13 protein-coding genes, 1 tRNA gene and 1 pseudogene are annotated in these 15,908 nt (G+C 73.8%); 7 read left to right on the top strand and 8 right to left on the bottom strand.

Features of this window, described 5'->3' with window-relative positions:
* Nucleotides 1–48 precede the first annotated feature (48 nt).
* Nucleotides 49–1,764, bottom strand: coding sequence for a methionine--tRNA ligase (gene metG, locus ACWGH1_RS08465; RefSeq protein WP_453352647.1), 1,716 nt, complete (start codon nucleotides 1,762–1,764; stop codon nucleotides 49–51).
* Nucleotides 1,765–2,465: 701 nt separating this feature from the next.
* On the opposite strand from metG, the gene ACWGH1_RS08460 reads away from it, so the two are divergent.
* Both ACWGH1_RS08460 and ACWGH1_RS08455 read left to right on the top strand, forming a co-directional pair.
* Complete coding sequence (locus tag ACWGH1_RS08460) at nucleotides 2,466–2,918, top strand: RNA polymerase sigma factor (RefSeq protein ID WP_453352648.1); 453 nt, start codon at nucleotides 2,466–2,468, stop codon at nucleotides 2,916–2,918.
* Nucleotides 2,919–3,700: 782 nt separating this feature from the next.
* A pseudogene (locus ACWGH1_RS08455) lies at nucleotides 3,701–4,420 on the top strand (IclR family transcriptional regulator domain-containing protein); the annotation flags it as partial.
* A gap of 340 nt (nucleotides 4,421–4,760) precedes the next feature.
* Here the strand turns inward: ACWGH1_RS08455 and ACWGH1_RS08450 are convergent.
* From ACWGH1_RS08450 to ACWGH1_RS08440, 3 genes are all read right to left on the bottom strand, one after another.
* Nucleotides 4,761–6,422 (bottom strand): protein kinase domain-containing protein, encoded by a 1,662-nt coding sequence (locus tag ACWGH1_RS08450; RefSeq protein WP_453352649.1) that lies wholly within the window; start codon nucleotides 6,420–6,422, stop codon nucleotides 4,761–4,763.
* A gap of 111 nt (nucleotides 6,423–6,533) precedes the next feature.
* A tRNA-Leu gene (locus tag ACWGH1_RS08445) sits at nucleotides 6,534–6,621 on the bottom strand.
* Nucleotides 6,622–6,756: 135 nt separating this feature from the next.
* Nucleotides 6,757–7,698, bottom strand: coding sequence for a beta-ketoacyl-ACP synthase III (locus ACWGH1_RS08440; protein WP_453352650.1), 942 nt, complete (start codon nucleotides 7,696–7,698; stop codon nucleotides 6,757–6,759).
* A gap of 221 nt (nucleotides 7,699–7,919) precedes the next feature.
* On the opposite strand from ACWGH1_RS08440, the gene fdhD reads away from it, so the two are divergent.
* Nucleotides 7,920–8,747, top strand: a complete 828-nt coding sequence (fdhD, locus tag ACWGH1_RS08435; protein WP_453352651.1) for a formate dehydrogenase accessory sulfurtransferase FdhD — start codon at nucleotides 7,920–7,922, stop codon at nucleotides 8,745–8,747.
* Nucleotides 8,748–8,759: 12 nt separating this feature from the next.
* On the opposite strand, the gene ACWGH1_RS08430 is transcribed toward fdhD, so the two are convergent.
* Entirely contained in the window at nucleotides 8,760–9,197 is a 438-nt protein-coding gene (locus tag ACWGH1_RS08430) for a (2Fe-2S) ferredoxin domain-containing protein (RefSeq protein ID WP_453352652.1), read from the bottom strand.
* Between the two features lie 9 nt (nucleotides 9,198–9,206).
* The gene (locus ACWGH1_RS08425; RefSeq protein ID WP_453352656.1) at nucleotides 9,207–10,259 is read right to left on the bottom strand and encodes a bile acid:sodium symporter family protein; all 1,053 of its coding nucleotides are present in this window, start codon (nucleotides 10,257–10,259) and stop codon (nucleotides 9,207–9,209) included.
* A gap of 158 nt (nucleotides 10,260–10,417) precedes the next feature.
* Between ACWGH1_RS08425 and ACWGH1_RS08420 the strand changes: the two genes are divergently transcribed.
* From ACWGH1_RS08420 to ACWGH1_RS08405, 4 genes are all read left to right on the top strand, one after another.
* On the top strand, nucleotides 10,418–11,269 hold the full coding sequence (locus ACWGH1_RS08420) for a LysR substrate-binding domain-containing protein (protein WP_453408538.1): 852 nt from the start codon (nucleotides 10,418–10,420) through the stop codon (nucleotides 11,267–11,269).
* Nucleotides 11,270–11,418: 149 nt separating this feature from the next.
* The gene (locus tag ACWGH1_RS08415; protein WP_453352658.1) at nucleotides 11,419–13,242 is read left to right on the top strand and encodes an AMP-dependent synthetase/ligase; all 1,824 of its coding nucleotides are present in this window, start codon (nucleotides 11,419–11,421) and stop codon (nucleotides 13,240–13,242) included.
* Nucleotides 13,243–13,447: 205 nt separating this feature from the next.
* Nucleotides 13,448–14,296 carry an aldo/keto reductase gene (locus ACWGH1_RS08410; protein WP_453352653.1) on the top strand — a complete coding sequence of 283 codons (849 nt, stop codon included), beginning with the start codon at nucleotides 13,448–13,450 and terminating at the stop codon, nucleotides 14,294–14,296.
* Between the two features lie 11 nt (nucleotides 14,297–14,307).
* Nucleotides 14,308–14,733, top strand: a complete 426-nt coding sequence (locus tag ACWGH1_RS08405) for an RICIN domain-containing protein (RefSeq protein WP_453352654.1) — start codon at nucleotides 14,308–14,310, stop codon at nucleotides 14,731–14,733.
* Between the two features lie 48 nt (nucleotides 14,734–14,781).
* Here the strand turns inward: ACWGH1_RS08405 and ACWGH1_RS08400 are convergent, their stop codons facing one another.
* Both ACWGH1_RS08400 and ACWGH1_RS08395 read right to left on the bottom strand, forming a co-directional pair.
* Nucleotides 14,782–15,552, bottom strand: coding sequence for a class I SAM-dependent methyltransferase (locus ACWGH1_RS08400; protein WP_453408537.1), 771 nt, complete (start codon nucleotides 15,550–15,552; stop codon nucleotides 14,782–14,784).
* Nucleotides 15,552–15,857: a 4a-hydroxytetrahydrobiopterin dehydratase gene (locus tag ACWGH1_RS08395; protein WP_453356617.1), complete on the bottom strand. Its 306-nt coding sequence runs from the start codon at nucleotides 15,855–15,857 to the stop codon at nucleotides 15,552–15,554. The genes ACWGH1_RS08400 and ACWGH1_RS08395 overlap by 1 nt, the downstream gene beginning before the upstream one ends.
* Nucleotides 15,858–15,908 lie beyond the last annotated feature (51 nt).

The following is a 15,908-nucleotide window of genomic DNA, read 5'->3' as shown; positions in this document are numbered from 1 at the left end:
GGCGCGACCCGGCGGGTCGCGCCCCTCGGCTGCCTACTGCTGCCGGTCTCAGGCCTCCGGGGAGCCGCCGAAGCGCTCGCGGTAGGACTCCAGGTCCTCCTCGGTGATCTTCGCGAAGAGCACCGGCGGCACCGTGAACGGCGTGCCCGCCGGAACCGCGTCCAAGGACGCGGCCTGCTCCGGGGTCACCCAGGCCGCCGTGTCGTCGGCGAGCGCGAACGCGGAGCGCATGGCGCGCGCCGAGGCCGGGATGAAGGGCTCGGAGACCACCGAGTAGAGGTGGATGAGGTTCATCGCCGTGCGCAGGGTGAGGGCCGCGCCCTCGGGGTCGGTCTTGATCTCCAGCCAGGGGGCCTTCTCCTCCAGGTAGGAGTTGCCCGCCGACCACAGGGCGCGCAGCGCGGCGGCGGCCTTGCGGTACTGGAGCGCCTCCATGTGGCCCTCGTACTCGGCCAGCAGCTCGGCGATCTGGGCGCCCAGCCTGGCCTCGGCCTCACCGGCCGCGTTGCCCGCCGGGACGTCGTCGCCGAAGCGCTTGCGGGAGAAGGACAGCACCCGGTTGACGAAGTTGCCGAGGGTGTCGGCGAGGTCCTTGTTGACCGTGGCGGTGAAGTGCTCCCACGTGAAGGAGGAGTCGTCGGACTCGGGGGCGTTGGCGATGAGGAAGTAACGCCAGTAGTCGGCCGGGAGGATCTCCAGCGCCTGGTCGGTGAAGACGCCGCGCTTCTGCGAGGTGGAGAACTTGCCGCCGTAGTACGTGAGCCAGTTGAAGGCCTTGACGTAGTCGACCTTCTTCCACGGCTCGCGGGTGCCGAGCTCGGTGGCCGGGAACATCACCGTGTGGAACGGGACGTTGTCCTTGGCCATGAACTGGGTGTAGCGCACGTCCTCGGCCTCGTACCACCAGGACTTGTAGTCGCGGTTCGCGGGATCGGCGTCCGCCCACTCCTTGGTGGAGGCGATGTACTCGATCGGGGCGTCGAACCAGACGTAGAAGACCTTGCCCTCGGCAGCCAGCTCGGGCCAGGTGTCCGCCGGGACGGGGACGCCCCAGTCGAGGTCACGGGTGATCGCGCGGTCGTGCAGGCCCTCGGTCAGCCACTTGCGGGCGATGGAGGAGGCCAGCTGCGGCCATTCCTCCTCGTGCTCCGCGACCCAGGCCTCGACCTCGTGCTGGAGCTTGGACTGGAGGAGGAAGAGGTGCTTGGTCTCGCGGACCTCCAGGTCCGTGGAGCCGGAGATGGCCGAGCGGGGCTCGATCAGGTCCGTGGGGTCCAGGACGCGGGTGCAGTTCTCGCACTGGTCGCCGCGGGCCTTGTCGTAGCCGCAGTGCGGGCAGGTGCCCTCGACGTAGCGGTCCGGCAGGAAGCGCCCGTCCACCGGCGAGTACACCTGGCGGATCGCCCGCTCCTCGATGAAGCCGTTCTCCTGGAGGCGACGCGCGAAGTGCTGGGTGATCTCGGCGTTCTGCCGCGAGGAGCTGCGGCCGAAGTAGTCGAAGGACAGCTCGAAGCCGTCGTAGACCGCCTTCTGGGCGTCGTGCGCCTGCGCGCAGAATTCGGCGACCGACAGGCCGGCCGCCTTCGCGGCGAGTTCGGCCGGGGTGCCGTGCTCGTCGGTGGCGCAGATGTAGAGGACGTCGTGGCCGCGCTGGCGGAGGTACCGGGAGTACACATCCGCCGGAAGCATCGACCCGACCATGTTGCCCAGGTGCTTGATCCCGTTGATGTAGGGAAGCGCGCTGGTGATCAGGTGTCGAGCCATCCTCGGATGCTCCATTTCATTTGTGCGGCATATGCGGTGACGACGGGCCGTGACGGATTGTGATGCTGTTCATCGTATCGAACCGCCGAAAGGCCCGGCGCCGCATTTCTGCGGGTGGACATAACGCAAAAGCGAGGGAGGTGACCTCTCCGTCACGGCCCTCGCGCTGGGGTCATGTTACAGGCGGAACGACGGAGCCCCCGACCCGCGACCGGAGCGCGGACACGGGCGGGACCGAGGGGGACCGTCCCGTGCCGTCGCCACCGTATTGCCGGGTGGGAGCGGCTGCCGGGAGGCATATGCGTACGCGCTGGTTGGGCCGTCACCCGATCGAAGGAGATCACGAGTCGATCGTCACCGAACGCTTTGCTTCCAGGTTTCCTCTCTGCGCCCTTCGAATGCGCCCGCGCTGACAGGCTGACGGCGCGAACGCCGGGCAGACGGGAACCACGCCGGGTGCCCGGCGCTCGAGGACGCGGCACGGCACAGGGCGTAGGCGCGGGGCACGGCTCGGCGACGAGGGTTCGGCATCCGGCGGATTCAGGGGACGAGGTGGAGCGGTGAGCGATGGCGGACCGGAGGAGTCCGGCGGTGCCGTGGGACTGCCGAGCCGGCGACGGCAGCCGACTCCCATGACCCAGTGGGATCCGCCCGCACGCCTGTCCTATTGGGCTTTCCACGCCAATCGGCGGCCGGCGTACATGCGTTTCGCGTATCTTCAGCTCGGCTCCGACGCGGCCGCCGAGGACGCGGTGGACGCCACCTTCGACTCGATCATGAACGAGTGGCTCCGGATGCTTCACATGGACCGCCTCGACGCCTACGCCTGGACCGTCCTCAAGCAACGGATCGTCGACCGCCAGCACCGCCGTACGCCCAGCCCCGAACCGATGGACATCAGCGCCTTCGAGGCGGCGCTGAAGGAGGTCCACACCGACGAGTACGAGGTGCTGACCGACACCATCCGCTTCTACTCGGCCGTCTCCCGACTCGCCGAGCGCCAGCGGGACGCGGTGCTGCTGCGCTACGGGCTCCAGTGCAGCCCCGGCGAGGCGGCCGCCGTGATGGGCGTAGACGAGGCCACGGTCCGTTCGCAGCTCGGGCAGGCGCACCGCCGGCTCGCCCGCCTGCTCGACGCCTCCACCGAATCATGAGGCCGCGTGAGGGCCGGGACTGCGACGGAACCCCCCGCTCCCTGACCGAGTTCCTGGACCGGGCGGGCGTGCGCGACCGCTACCCGCACTACGACCTCGGAGCGGCGGAGGCCCGGCTGCTGCGCGCCCCGCGTACCGGCCTGGGCCACGCCCACAGCCGCACCCGGCGCCGCTCCGGCTACGGCTGGAGCGATCCGGCCCGGGACATGCCGCTCGACGCCGAGCGGGCCCGGCGCGACCTCAAGGCCGTCTGCCTGGCCGTCGTGTGCGAACCGAAGGCCGAGGCCCGGCTCCGCTCCTTCGCCGACCGCGGCCACACCGACCTCGTCGGAGCCGTGGTCTTCGGCTGTCTGCTGCACCTGGCCGGCATGCGCGAAGGCGCCCGCTTCTGGTGGCAGTTCGCGGCCGGTTCGGGCCGGGCGCGGACCGCGCCGGCCGCGTACTGCCTCTTCCTCGACCACTCACGGCGCGGCGAACACCACGACGCCCGGGTCTGGGCGGTCGAACTCGGCCGCCGCGGCTTCCGGCCGGGCGGCCGCCGCGACCTGCGGGAGGTGCGGCTGTGCGCGCAGGCGGCCGTCCTGCGGTACGTCGGCCAGCTCGACGACCCCGACCTGGGACCGGTGCCGCTGCCGAAGCCGGGGCTGGCATCGGTGATCGCCGCCTTCCGTCCCCCCTCGGTGCCCGCGGCGCCCACCCGGCTGGGCGCCGGCCCGCTGCGCCATCCGTCCCTGACGGCGGCGGCCCGCGTCAGCGGCTCCGCCGCCGGTCCGGGGGAGGCGCTGGCGCAGGCCCGCCGCGCCCTGGACGTCGTACGGGTCCTCGAACGGCACCCGCTGGGCGTACGGGCCGGCCGGCTCGCGCGGGAGGCGGGGCTGGCCGAGGCGGAGCTCCGCCCGCTCCTGTCGATGCTGTGCGAGGAGGAGTACGCGTACCGCCCGGGCGCGGGGGTGTACGGCCGCGGGCCGGCCCTGGACCGGCTCGCCGCACCGGGCCGGACCGGTCTGGCGGAGCAGTTGCAGCAGACGCTGGCGCTGGCGCGGGACAGCGCGGGCGCCGCCGTCTACCTCAGCCGGTACGCCGACGGCGAGGTCCGGATCACGCAGATGGCGGACGGGCCCGGTACTCCGCCGGTGCGGGAGTGGGTGGACTTCCGGGCGGCCGCGCACGCCAGCGCCGTCGGGAAGTGCCTGCTGACCCAGCTCGACCACGACCGGCGGGCCGATCACGTGGCCCGGTACCGCCCGGCCCGGCTCACCCGGCAGACCATCACCGACAGCCGGGTCCTGTTCAGCGCCCTGGACGCGGTGGCCCCGGGCGCGCCCGTCTTCGACCTGCGCGAGTACTCCCCCGGGGTGGTCTGCGCGGCCGTCCCGATCGCGGCGGGCGACGCCGCCGGGAGTCTGGCCCTCTCGCTCCCGGCCACCCACGCGCACCGGCTGCGGTCCGCCACCGAGGCACTGCGCCGCAAGGCCGTGCCGGTGCTCCTCGCCCTGCTGCTGACCGGGGCGATCCCGCCGGACGCCCCGGACACCGGGCCCTCGGCGCAGCCGCCGGGCGCGGCCGCGCCGCAGCCGTCCGGGGCGGCGGGCATCACCCCGGAGGTCCTGCGCCAGCTGCGGAACATGTTCCGCACGCCGCTGACCGGTGCGGCGACCGCGGCCGTGCCGGAGGGCCCGCACCTGGTGAGCGACTCCGCGTCGGCGGCCGCGTACCTCTTCGACGCCGCCTCCGCGGGCGGCCAGCCCCGGCTGGCCCTGCCGCGCACCTACGGCCCCCTCAGCCCGGGCAGCCTTTCCGCTCCCGGCGGGCTGGTGGTGCTGCGGGCGTGGGACTGAGGCGTCAGCCGCCCGGGGTGAAGGAGTCCAGGGCGGCGTCGAAGTGGCTGCGCGCCTCGCCCGCCCGCCCGACGGGCGCGGAGACCCAGACGTCGTACATGCGGCCGTTCTCGTCCCAGCAGAGGTCGAAGGTGTGCCGGGCGCCCTCCGCCGTGGTGAAGCCGTTCCAGGTGAACTCCCAGAGGGCGGCGGGCAGTCCGTTGTGGGTGGTGGGGACGACCGAGGCGTCGCGGTAGCCCGGGTTGGTGTCGGCGCCGCCCGCGGCGGAGGCCCGCATGACGGCGAGCGGCCCGCCGGTGGCCGTCGGCTTCGTCTTGACACCGATGCGGAACGCGCCGTCCGGGGAAACGTAGAAGACCCGCTCGTCGTCGGTGCCCCGCTGGTACCCCGCGGGCACGGCCAGGCTGAAACCCAGCGGGTCGGCCATGATGTGGTAGCCGGCGGGCGCGCGTTCGGCCGGCGGGGCGGCGGGCCGCGAGGACTGCGGCGTGGCCTGGGTCGACGGCAGCGGAGCCCGGGCCCGCGGCGACGCGGGGGCGGCGTTCGCGGGCGCCGGGGAGATCGCCGTGCCGGCCGAGGGGCTCGGTGCGGCCCGACCGGCCGGGTCCGCGGTCCCGTCCCGGAGCAGCGAGGTCACGGCCAAGGTGCCCACCACCGCCAGGGCGACGAGGGCGGCCACCAGAGCGGCCCGCAGCCCGCGCCCGGCCGGCCGGGGCGGGACGCCGGCGGCGGGTGTGGGCGCGGTGGCGGGGGCCGGCTCGGGGGACGGGGCGGCGGGAACCGCGTCGACGGGCCCGGTACCGGGTGCCGCCGGCACCGGGGCCGGCGGGAACGCGTCCACCGTCGGAACCCGTCGCGTGGCCACGTACGCCGACAGCAGCCGCTGCGCCTCGGCCGCCGCCAGCCGGCGCTCCGGATCTCGCTCCAGCAGTCCCAGGACGACCGGCTGCAGCGGGCCCGCCTGCGCCGGCGGCCGGATCTCGGCGTGGACGACGGCGTGCAGGACCCCGCCGAGCGAGTCGCGGTGGAAGGGCGACTCGCCGGTCAGCGCGGTGCACAACAGCACGCCGAGCGACCACAGATCGGAGGCCGGACCGGCCGCCGCGCCCTGCATCCGCTCGGGCGAGGTGTATTCGGGCGAGCCGACGAACGCGCCGGTCTCGCTGATCGTGGTGGCCCCGGCGAGGTGGGCGATGCCGAAGTCGGTGAGCACCACCCGGCCCGTTCCGGCTTCCATCAGCACGTTCGCGGGTTTGACGTCCCGGTGGAGCACCCCGCGCGCGTGCGCCGCGCTCAGCGCGCCGAGCAGCGCGAGCCCGGTCCGAGCCGTCTCCTCGACGCTCAGGGGTCCCCCCGCGGCGAGCCGGTCGGCGAGCGAGCCGCCGTCGACGAGTTCCATCACGATGTGCGGGCGGCCCTCGTGCACCACGACGTCGTGGACCACGACGACGTGCGGATGCCTGACCTGTGCGACGGTACGGGCCTCGCGCAGCGCGCCGCCGCTCTCCCGGTCGCCGTCGAGGTGGAGCTCCTTGACGGCGACGGCCCGCCCGAGCAGCTCGTCCTCGGCCCGCCACACGGTGCCCATACCACCCCGGCCCAGCCGCTTCTCCAGCCGGTAACGACCGCCGATCACAGCACTGTTGCGCGGCTCGCCCTGCGACACGTTCTCCCCCTAGACCCGTTCCCGGCCATGATGCCGCACGGGACGCCGCCCGGGGGGAGCGGACGCGGGGGGCGCAAACGCAAAAGAACCCCACCGGAGTGGGGTTCCTGCTGGTGTCCGAGGGGGGACTTGAACCCCCACGCCCGATAAAGGGCACTAGCACCTCAAGCTAGCGCGTCTGCCATTCCGCCACCCGGACCAGGTGGTCGGCCCCGGTTTCCCGCGGCGACATGGACAACAATAGCAGGGGATCGAGGTGGTTCCGACCAGGTATTCGGTCCCGGGGGCTTCCGGCGCACCGCGCTGACCTGCGGGCATGGCGCGCCGGGTGCCGTCAGGGGCAGCGGATGACCTGTCCCGCGTACGAGAGGTTGCCGCCGAAGCCGAACAGCAGTACGGGGGCGCCGGAGGGGATCTCTCCGCGCTCGACCAGTTTCGACAGGGCCATCGGGATGCTCGCGGCGGAGGTGTTGCCGGAGTCCACGACGTCCCGGGCGACGACCGCGTTGACGGCGCCGATCTTCGCGGCGAGCGGCTCGATGATGCGCAGGTTGGCCTGGTGCAGGACGACGCCCGCCAGTTCCTCCGGGGTGATCCCGGCCTTCTCGCAGACCTTCCGGGCCAGCGGGGGGAGCTGGCTGGTGGTCCAGCGGTAGACGGCCTGGCCCTCCTGGGCGAAGACCGGGGGCGTGCCCTCGATCCGGACCGCGTGGCCCATCTCCGGCACCGAGCCCCACAGGACGGGGCCGATGCCGGGCTCCGCGCAGGCCTCGACGACGGCGGCGCCCGCGCCGTCGCCGGTCAGCACGCAGGTGGTGCGGTCCGTCCAGTCGGTGATCTCGGTCATCTTGTCGGCGCCGATGACCAGGGCGCGGGTGGCGGAGCCGGCCCGGATCGCGTGGTCGGCGGTGGCCAGCGCGTGGGTGAAGCCCGAGCAGACGACGTTGAGGTCCATGACGGCGGGTCCGCCGGTCATGCCCAGCTTGGCGGCGACGCGCGCGGCCATGTTGGGCGAGCGGTCGATCGCGGTGGAGGTGGCCACCAGGACGAGGTCGATGTCGCCGGGGTGCAGGCCGGCGTGCGCGAGGGCCTTGCCGGCGGCCTGGTAGGCCAGCTCGTCGACCGGCTCCTCGGGGCCCGCTACGTGGCGGGTCCTGATGCCGACCCGCGAGCGGATCCACGCGTCGTTGGTGTCGACCATCGCCTCGAGGTCCTCGTTGGTGAGCACTTTCGCGGGCTGGTAGTGCCCTAGCGCCACCACGCGTGAACCGGTCATGGGCGGGATCCCTCTCGTACGACTGTCAGGTTCACCCAGCTTTGCCTGCTACCGGCGGGTACGGGTGCGTGTGACCCGACAGGATTGAGGGCTCGTAATTTGGAGAATTCAGAGGATCTTCCTGCCGGGGGCACCCGGAACCGCACATCCGGGAGAATGTGCGCGGCAGGTCCGTGACGGACCGTACGCACGTCAGAGCGACAGAACGGTGGAGTGATCACATGGGACGGGCCACCGAACGCCGTCGCGTCGTCCGGATCCGAGGCGGTGTGGCCGGGACCCGGCCGGACACGCTCGTGGCCGAGGAGCCGCTGGAGATCCGGCTGAACGGCAGGCCGCTGGCCATCACCATGCGCACGCCGGGCGACGACTTCGCGCTCGCGGCGGGCTTCCTGGTGAGCGAGGGCGTCCTCGCGCACGCCTCGGACGTCCAGGCCGTCACCTACTGCGAGGGGGCCACGGACGAGGGGACGAACACCTACAACGTGGTGAACGTGCGGCTCGCGCCGGGGGTGCCGCTGCCCGACATCTCGCTGGAGCGGAACGTCTACACCACCTCCTCCTGCGGCCTGTGCGGCAAGGCCAGTCTGGACGCGGTCCGCACGGCGACCCGCTTCCCCGGTCTGGCGGCCGACCCGGTGCGGGTGGGCGCGAAGGTCCTCGGGGAACTGCCGGACCGGCTGCGTGCGGCGCAGAAGGTCTTCGACCGTACCGGCGGCCTGCATGCGGCGGCGTTGTTCTCGGCGGAGGGCGAGCTGCTGGACGTGCGGGAGGACGTGGGCCGGCACAACGCCGTGGACAAAATCATCGGCCGGGCGCTCCAGGCCGGGCGGCTCCCGCTGGGCGGCACGGTGCTGCTGGTGTCGGGCCGGGCGTCCTTCGAGCTGGCGCAGAAGGCGGTGATGGCCGGGATACCCGTACTGGCCGCGGTGTCAGCCCCGTCCTCCCTCGCCGTGGACCTGGCGCTGGAGTCGGGGCTGACGCTGGTGGGCTTCCTGCGCGGGCAGGACATGAACATCTACGCGGGCGAGGAGCGCGTGACGCTCTGAACCCGGCGCGCCTCACCCCTTGGCGCGCCCCCGGCGGTTCCCGCGGCCGGCCGGCTTCGGATCGGGGGCCGGCGGGTCGATGCGGTGCAGGTCCAGGGTCGCGGGCAGGGGGCTCGTGCCCGGGCCGCCGGACTCGGCCCAGGCGATGATCTCGTCGGTCGCGGTGTCGTCGAGGGCCCAGCCGAACCAGGTGGCCCTGGCACCCCGGCGCCGGGCCTCGCTGGTGGGCTGGACGACGATCACGTTGGCCTGTGCACAGGGGCCGAGGCATTCGCTGGTACGGACCGCCAGGCGTCCGCCGGACGCGGCGGCGGCCTCCCGCAGCCGGGCCAGCTGGCCGGCGTGGTCGGTGCCGGGATTCTTGCGGGGGTCTCCGCAACAGCAGCCCCGGCACACCACCAGGGTGCACGGGCGTTCGGCGTGGGCGGAGAGCGGGCGTATCCAGGTCACCGACGCACGTTACCGGGCCCGCGCGGCGGGGTGTTGGACCGTTCGGGAGACCTCCGCCACACGGGGCGCGGGCAGTTCGGAGCCGTCGGCCGGAACCGGGTCCTGGGCGCGGCGCCGGGCCAGCACCGCACAGACCATCAGCTGCATCTGGTGGAACACCATCAACGGCAGCACCGCCAGTGCGGCCTGCGGACCGAACAGCACCCCGGCCATGGGCAGTCCGGCGGCGAGGCTCTTCTTCGACCCGGCGAACTGGATGGCGATGCGGTCACCGCGTACGAAGCCCAGGCGCCCGGCCCCGTACCAGGTGGCCAGCAGCATCACGGCGAGGAGTACGGCCTCCACTGCCAGCAGCGCCCCGAGGCGCGGGAGGCTGACCTGGTGCCAGATCCCGGCGGCCACGCCCGCGCTGAAGGCGGCGTAGACGACGAGCAGGATCGAGCCCCGGTCCACGTAGCCGAGCGCCTTCTTGTGGCGGACCAGGAAGGCGGCGACCCAGCGGCGCAGGGCCTGGCCCAGGAGGAAGGGCAGCAGCAGCTGGAGGACGATCCCCGGCAGGGAGCGGGCGGAGAAGCCGCCGGTCGCGCCGCCCAGCAGCCCGGCGGCGAGCAGCGGCGTGAGGAAGATCCCGGCGAGGCTGGAGAACGAGCCGGCGCAGACGGCGGCGGGCACGTTGCCCCGGGCGATCGAGGTGAAGGCGATGGAGGACTGGACGGTCGAGGGGACCAGGCACAGGAAGAGCAGACCCTGGTAGAGCGGCGGCGTCAGCACTGCCGGGACGAGCCCGCGGGCGGCCAGGCCCAGCAGCGGGAACACGGCGAAGGTGGCGGCGAGGACGGTGAGGTGCAGCCGCCAGTGGCGCAGGCCGTCCAGGGCTTCACGAGTGGAGAGCCGCGCTCCGTAGAGGAAGAAGAGCAGGGCGACGGCACCGGACTGGGCACCCTCGGCGGCGGTCGCGGCCGGGCCCCGGGCGGGGAGCAGTGCGGCGAGGGCGACCGTGGCGAGCAGGGCCAGGACGTAGGGGTCCAGTGGGAACCGGGCGGGCAGGCGGGGGCGGCGCATGGGGGTGCTCTCTCGCTGGGGCGGCGTGGTGGCGGGCAGGGCCGTGGCGGGCGGGTCGCCCACCATGCTCGCGCGGACGACGGCCATCGGGAAACCCGTACACCGCACTGACTGCCATCGCGTTCCGCAATAGGCTGGAGAGGATGAACGGCCCCGGCATGTACGACCCGACCCAGCTCCGTACCTTCCTGACCGTCGCCCAGACGCTCAGCTTCACGCAGGCGGCGGCCCGGCTCGGTGTGCGCCAGTCCACCGTCAGCCAGCACGTGCGGCGGCTGGAGGAGGCGACGGGCCGGCCACTGTTCGCCCGCGACACGCACAGCGTCGGGCTGACCGAGGACGGCGAGGCCCTCCTCGGCTTCGCCCGGACCATCTTGGAGGCGCACGAGCGGGCGGCGGCGTTCTTCACCGGCACCCGGCTGCGCGGCCGGCTGCGCTTCGGGGCGTCGGAGGACTTCGTACTGACCCGGCTCCCGGAGATCCTCAGGACGTTCCGCCGGGAGCACCCCGAGGTGGATCTGGAACTGTCCGTCGAACTGTCGGGCACCCTGCACGAGCGGCTGGACGCGGGCCGCCTGGACCTGGTCCTGGCGAAGCGGCGCGGGACCGGGGACGAGCGCGGCCGCCTCGTGTGGCGGGACCGGATGGTGTGGATCGGGGCGCAGGGGCTGCGGCTGGACCCGGAGCGTCCCGTTCCGCTGATCGTCTTCCCACCCCCGGGAATCACCCGGGCCCGGGCCCTGGAGGTGCTGGAACGGGAGGGGCGGGCCTGGCGGATCGCCTGTACCAGCGGCAGCCTGAGCGGGCTGATCGCGGCGGCCCGTGCCGGGCTCGGCGTGATGGCGCACACCCGGGGCCTGGTCCCGCCGGGCCTGGTCCGGGTCGGCGGCCTCCCGGAGCTGGGGCCGGTGGAGTTCGCGCTGCTCCAGGGACGGCGTCCGACCCCGGCGTCGGACGCCCTGGCGGCCGCCGTCCTCTCCGGCGGCGACCGGCTGAGCCGGCCCGCCTGAGCGCGCCGTAGCGGTTCCTCGGGCCGGCCCGGTGCAGGTCACGCGCGCCCCGGCCGGCGCGGGGGGATCTTGTGGAGGTTTGCCGGGGGGTGCCGGCCGCCCCGGTACGTGGGATAGCGTCGCGGCGCCGCACGGAGAGGAGCGGGATGTTGCGCGAGTTCACCGTCCCACCCGTGGTAGCAGGCACGCCCTCCGGCGGCCTGGCCGACATCGTGTTCCAGCATGCCCGCGAGGATCCGGACCGGGTGGTGCTCGGCCGCAAGACGGACGGCGTCTGGGGCGACGTGACCTCCGGCGAGCTGGCCGAGGAGGTGCTATCGCTCGCGAAGGGGCTGCTGGCCCAGGGCGTCGGGTTCGGGGAACGGGTCGCCGTGATGTCGCGGACCCGGTACGAGTGGACCCTGTTCGACTTCGCGCTGTGGGCCATCGGCGCCCAGCCGGTACCCGTGTACCCGACGTCCTCCGCCGAGCAGGTGCACTGGATCCTGTACGACTCCGGGTGCACGGGCTGCGTCGTCGAGAACGAGGACCAGGCCATGACCATCGGCTCGGTCGTCGAGCGGCTCCCGCACCTGCGCAGGCTCTGGCAACTGGACGCCGGGGCCGTGGCCGAGCTGGTCGCCGACGGGGCGTCGGTGGCGCCCGACGTGGTGCACCGGCACCGCCGGGCGGTCACCTCGGACGCGGTCGCCACCGTCATCTACACCTCGGGTACCACCGGCCGCCCCAAGGGCTGTGTCCTCACGCACGCGAACTTCATGTTCGAGGCCGACACGATGGTGACGCGCTGGGAGTCGGTCTTCCGGGCCGGGGCCGGCGAACAGCCGTCCACGCTGCTCTTCCTGCCGCTGGCGCACGTCTTCGGGCGGATGGTGGAGGTGGCGGCCGTCCGCGCCCGGGTCAAGCTGGGCCACCAGCCGGTGCTGGCGGCGGCCGAGCTGCTGCCCGATCTCGCCGCGTTCCGGCCGACCTTCGTGCTGGGGGTCCCGTACGTCTTCGAGAAGGTGTTCGCGGCGGCCCGCCGCAAGGCGGAGGCCGAGGGGCGCACCGGTGCCTTCGACCGGGCGGTGGAGACGGCCGTGCGGTACGCGGAGGCGTGCGAGCAGAAGGCCTTCGGCACCGGGCCGGGGCCGTCCGCCGGGCTGCGCATGGAGCACCAGCTCTTCGAGAAGCTGGTGTACGGCAAGGTCCGCGAGGCGCTGGGCGGCCGGGTGCGGCACGCGATGTCGGGCGGGTCGGCGATGTCGCGCCGGCTCGGGCTGTTCTTCGACGGCGCGGGCATCACGGTGTACGAGGGATACGGCCTGACGGAGTCGTGCGCGGCGGCGACCGCGAACCCGCCGGGGGCGACGAAGTACGGGACGGTGGGCCCTCCCATCCCCGGCGGCACGGTGCACATCGCGGACGACGGGGAGGTGTGGCTGCACGGCGCCCACGTCTTCTCCGGGTACCTGAACGACCCCCGCGGCACGGCGGAGGTGCTGCGCGGCGGCTGGCTGGCGACCGGGGACCTGGGCCGGCTGGACGAGGACGGCTACCTGAGCATCACCGGGCGCAAGAAGGAGATCCTGGTGACCTCAAACGGCAAGAGCGTCTCGCCGACGGCCCTGGAGGAGCGGGTGCGTTCGCATCCGCTGGTGTCGCAGTGCGTGCTGGTGGGCAACGACCGGCCGTACATCGCGGCGCTGCTGACGCTGGACGTGGAGGGCGTCGCGCACTGGCTGTCGATGCGCGGACTGCCGCAGCGGCCGGCGGCGGAGCTGGTGCACGACGAGGAGCTGACGGCGGAGGTGCGGCGGGCCGTGGTCGCCGCCAACACCCTGGTCTCCCAGGCGGAGGCGATCCGCACGTTCCGGGTACTGGCCGGACAGTTCACGGAGGAAGGCGGAATGCTGACCCCGTCGCTGAAACTCAAGCGGAGGGCGATCGAGAAGGCCTACGCGGCGGAGGTGGCGGCCATGTACCGGCGCTGACGGCGTATCGGGCCGGACCTGTGCCGGACGAGGGACCGGGGACCGGCCGGAGACCCGGCGAAGACCACCCACACGGCGGGAATACGCCCTTCGCACGGCCGGTTGTGCCCCGACGACGCGCGTCGCGGGCGCACCGGCACGGGTTGCGCCGGAGCGGTACCGGCGCGCCGCCCCCACCCGCCCCGACCGCGAGGAACTCCCCGACGTGAACCAGGTCCCCGGCATCAAGCTCAACAACGGCACCCTCATGCCCCAGCTCGGCTACGGCGTCTGGCAGGTCCCGGACGACGAGGCGGAGCGGGCGGTGGGCACGGCGCTGGCCGCGGGCTACCGCAGTGTCGACACGGCGGCGATCTACGGCAACGAGAAGGGCACCGGCAAGGCGCTCGCGGCGTCCGGGCTGCCGCGCGAGGAGCTGTTCGTCACCACCAAGCTGTGGAACGGTCCCTCGCGGCGCTGGGGCCGGGACGAGGTGCTGCGCGCGTTCGACGACTCGCTCGACAAGCTGGCGCTCGACTACGTCGACCTGTACCTGATCCACTGGCCGCGCCCGGTGCGCGACGACTTCCCCGGCATCTGGAAGACCTTCGAGGAGATCGCCGCGAGCGGCCGCGCGAAGGCGGTCGGCGTCTCGAACTTCCGCCCGGCGGACCTGGAGCGGCTCGGCGAGACCTCCGCCCTGGTCCCGGCGGTGAACCAGATCGAGCTGCACCCCCTCTTCCCGCAGGAGGAGCTGCGCGCGCTGCACGCCCGGCTGGGCATCACCACCGAGGCCTGGTCCCCGCTGGGGCAGGGCAAGGAGCTGCTGACCCTGCCCGCGGTCGCCGCGGTCGCCGCCAGGCACGGGCGCAGCGCCGCGCAGGTGGTGCTGCGCTGGCACCTCCAGTCGGGGCACGTCGTGATCCCGAAGTCCGTCACTCCGGCACGGATCCGGGAGAACCTGGACGTCTTCGGCTTCGAGCTGGACGCCGAGGACACGGCCGCGCTGGACGCGCTGGGCTCCGGCCCCTCGGCCCGGCGGATCGGTCCGGACCCGGCCGTCTTCGACGTCTGAGGGGCCCGGGCATGAGCGTCCCGCAGGGGGTCTACCGGATTCGCAGCGTGGCCCGTGGTCTGTTGCTGCGGGTGGAGAGCGGGAACCGGGTCGGGGTGGGCCCGGACGGTCCGCAGGGTCCGGGCGCGGCGCAGGAGTGGAAGATCTCGCCCGTCCACAGCGGGGGCGGGATCGTCCACATCGTCAGCGTCCGCGCCGAGCGGCGCCTCGACGTGGCGAACGCGTCGACGGAGAGCGGCGCCAGGGTGCAGGTGTGGAGGCCGAACGCGTTCGGCGCTCAGGAGTGGATCGTCGAGGAGCACCTCGACGATCCGGGCGTGGTCTCCCTGATCGCCTGCATCAGCGGCCTGTCGCTGGAGGTGGACGCGCAGGGCGGGGCCCGCCAGGGCGAGGACGAGGACGCGCCGGCGCAGTGGTGGCGCCTGGAACCCGTCTGACCGCGGCGGGACCGGGCCGGCCGCCGCACGGCCCGCCGCCGGGCACCGTCAGCCGCCGGCGAACCCGCTGACGAAGCCCTGGAGGCGGTACGCCGGCTCCCCGCGCGGGGTGTCCTGGCCGGGCAGCCGCCGCAGCCGGTCGGCGAGTTCCCGCGCGGTGGCGTCGCGGGGGCTGATCCGGGAGGCGTAGCGCCCGGCCAGCAGGCCGGCCGCCGCGCCGCGCGGGGTGCGGCCCTGCCCGTGGCCCGCGAAGAGCACGCCCCCGTACGGCCGCAGTCCCGCCCCGGCGGCGTGGGCGGTGACCCGCTCCGCCCCGTCCGCGGCGGCGTCGGTCAGGTGCGGGGCGAACACCTCGTCGATGTCGCTGCCCACGTCGTGCGCGGCGTCCTTGTCGACGGTGGTCAGGAAGACCCCGCCGGGGCGCAGCACCCGCGCGGCCTCGGCGACCACGGCGGCCACCGCGCCCGGGTCCCGCAGCAGGTGCAGCAGCCACACCGCGCTCACCGCGTCCAGCGAGGCCGTCGGGAAGGGCAGCCGCCCCGCGCGGGCCAGTACGACCGGGACCCCGCGCCGCGAGGCCGTCGCGGCCATCCCGTACGAGGCGTCGGCGCCCAGGACCCGCAGCCCCGGGCGGGTCAGCCGGGCGGTGACGATGCCGGTGCCGCAGCCCAGGTCCAGGAGGGTCCCCGCGGTGGGCGGGAGCAGGCCGAGGACCGCGGCGGCGGCCGCCTCGGCGCGCGGGGCGCCGCCGCGGGTGGCGTCGTAGACCTCGGCCTCCGCGTCGTAGTCAACCAGCGGCGCCGGGTGCGGAGCCGGCATCAGCGGGCCCCGTGGGCGGGGGCCAGCGCCTCCACTCGCTCGGCGAGGTCGAAGTCGTTCGCGGTCACCGCGTCGCCCGCGCTGTGGGTGTTCACCGACACCCGGACCGAGTCGTAGCCGAGCGTGAGGTCCGAGTGGTGGTTCAACCCGTCCTGCACGACGGCGATGTGGGCGACGAAGGCGCTCGCCGCGAGGTGGCTGCCCAGCCGGTACGTGCGCTGGATCCGGTCGTCTTCGAACGCCCAGCCGGGAAGTTCCCGCAGCCGGTCCTCGATCTCCTTCTGGGAAAGCGGCTCGCCCGACATCCACACGCTCCTTCACGACCCGGTCGGCCCGACTGACTGACGTGCTGTCAA

The sequence above is a fragment of the Streptomyces sp. NPDC054883 genome, assembly GCF_053610645.1.
The sequence above is the reverse complement of the archived record's forward strand: the minus strand, read 5'-3'. Positions and strand labels throughout refer to the sequence as shown.

Bases quoted from the DNA above. Each gene is read 5' to 3' on its own strand.
- metG (WP_453352647.1), bottom strand. From the start codon at position 1,764: ATGGCTCGACACCTGATCACCAGCGCGCTTCCCTACATCAACGGGATC.
- ACWGH1_RS08460 (WP_453352648.1), top strand. From the start codon at position 2,466: ATGCGTTTCGCGTATCTTCAGCTCGGCTCCGACGCGGCCGCCGAGGAC.
- ACWGH1_RS08425 (WP_453352656.1), bottom strand. From the start codon at position 10,259: ATGCGCCGCCCCCGCCTGCCCGCCCGGTTCCCACTGGACCCCTACGTC.
- ACWGH1_RS08400 (WP_453408537.1), bottom strand. From the start codon at position 15,552: ATGCCGGCTCCGCACCCGGCGCCGCTGGTTGACTACGACGCGGAGGCC.
- ACWGH1_RS08420 (WP_453408538.1), top strand. From the start codon at position 10,418: ATGTACGACCCGACCCAGCTCCGTACCTTCCTGACCGTCGCCCAGACG.
- ACWGH1_RS08405 (WP_453352654.1), top strand. From the start codon at position 14,308: ATGAGCGTCCCGCAGGGGGTCTACCGGATTCGCAGCGTGGCCCGTGGT.
- fdhD (WP_453352651.1), top strand. From the start codon at position 7,920: ATGGGACGGGCCACCGAACGCCGTCGCGTCGTCCGGATCCGAGGCGGT.
- ACWGH1_RS08440 (WP_453352650.1), bottom strand. From the start codon at position 7,698: ATGACCGGTTCACGCGTGGTGGCGCTAGGGCACTACCAGCCCGCGAAA.
- ACWGH1_RS08395 (WP_453356617.1), bottom strand. From the start codon at position 15,857: ATGTCGGGCGAGCCGCTTTCCCAGAAGGAGATCGAGGACCGGCTGCGG.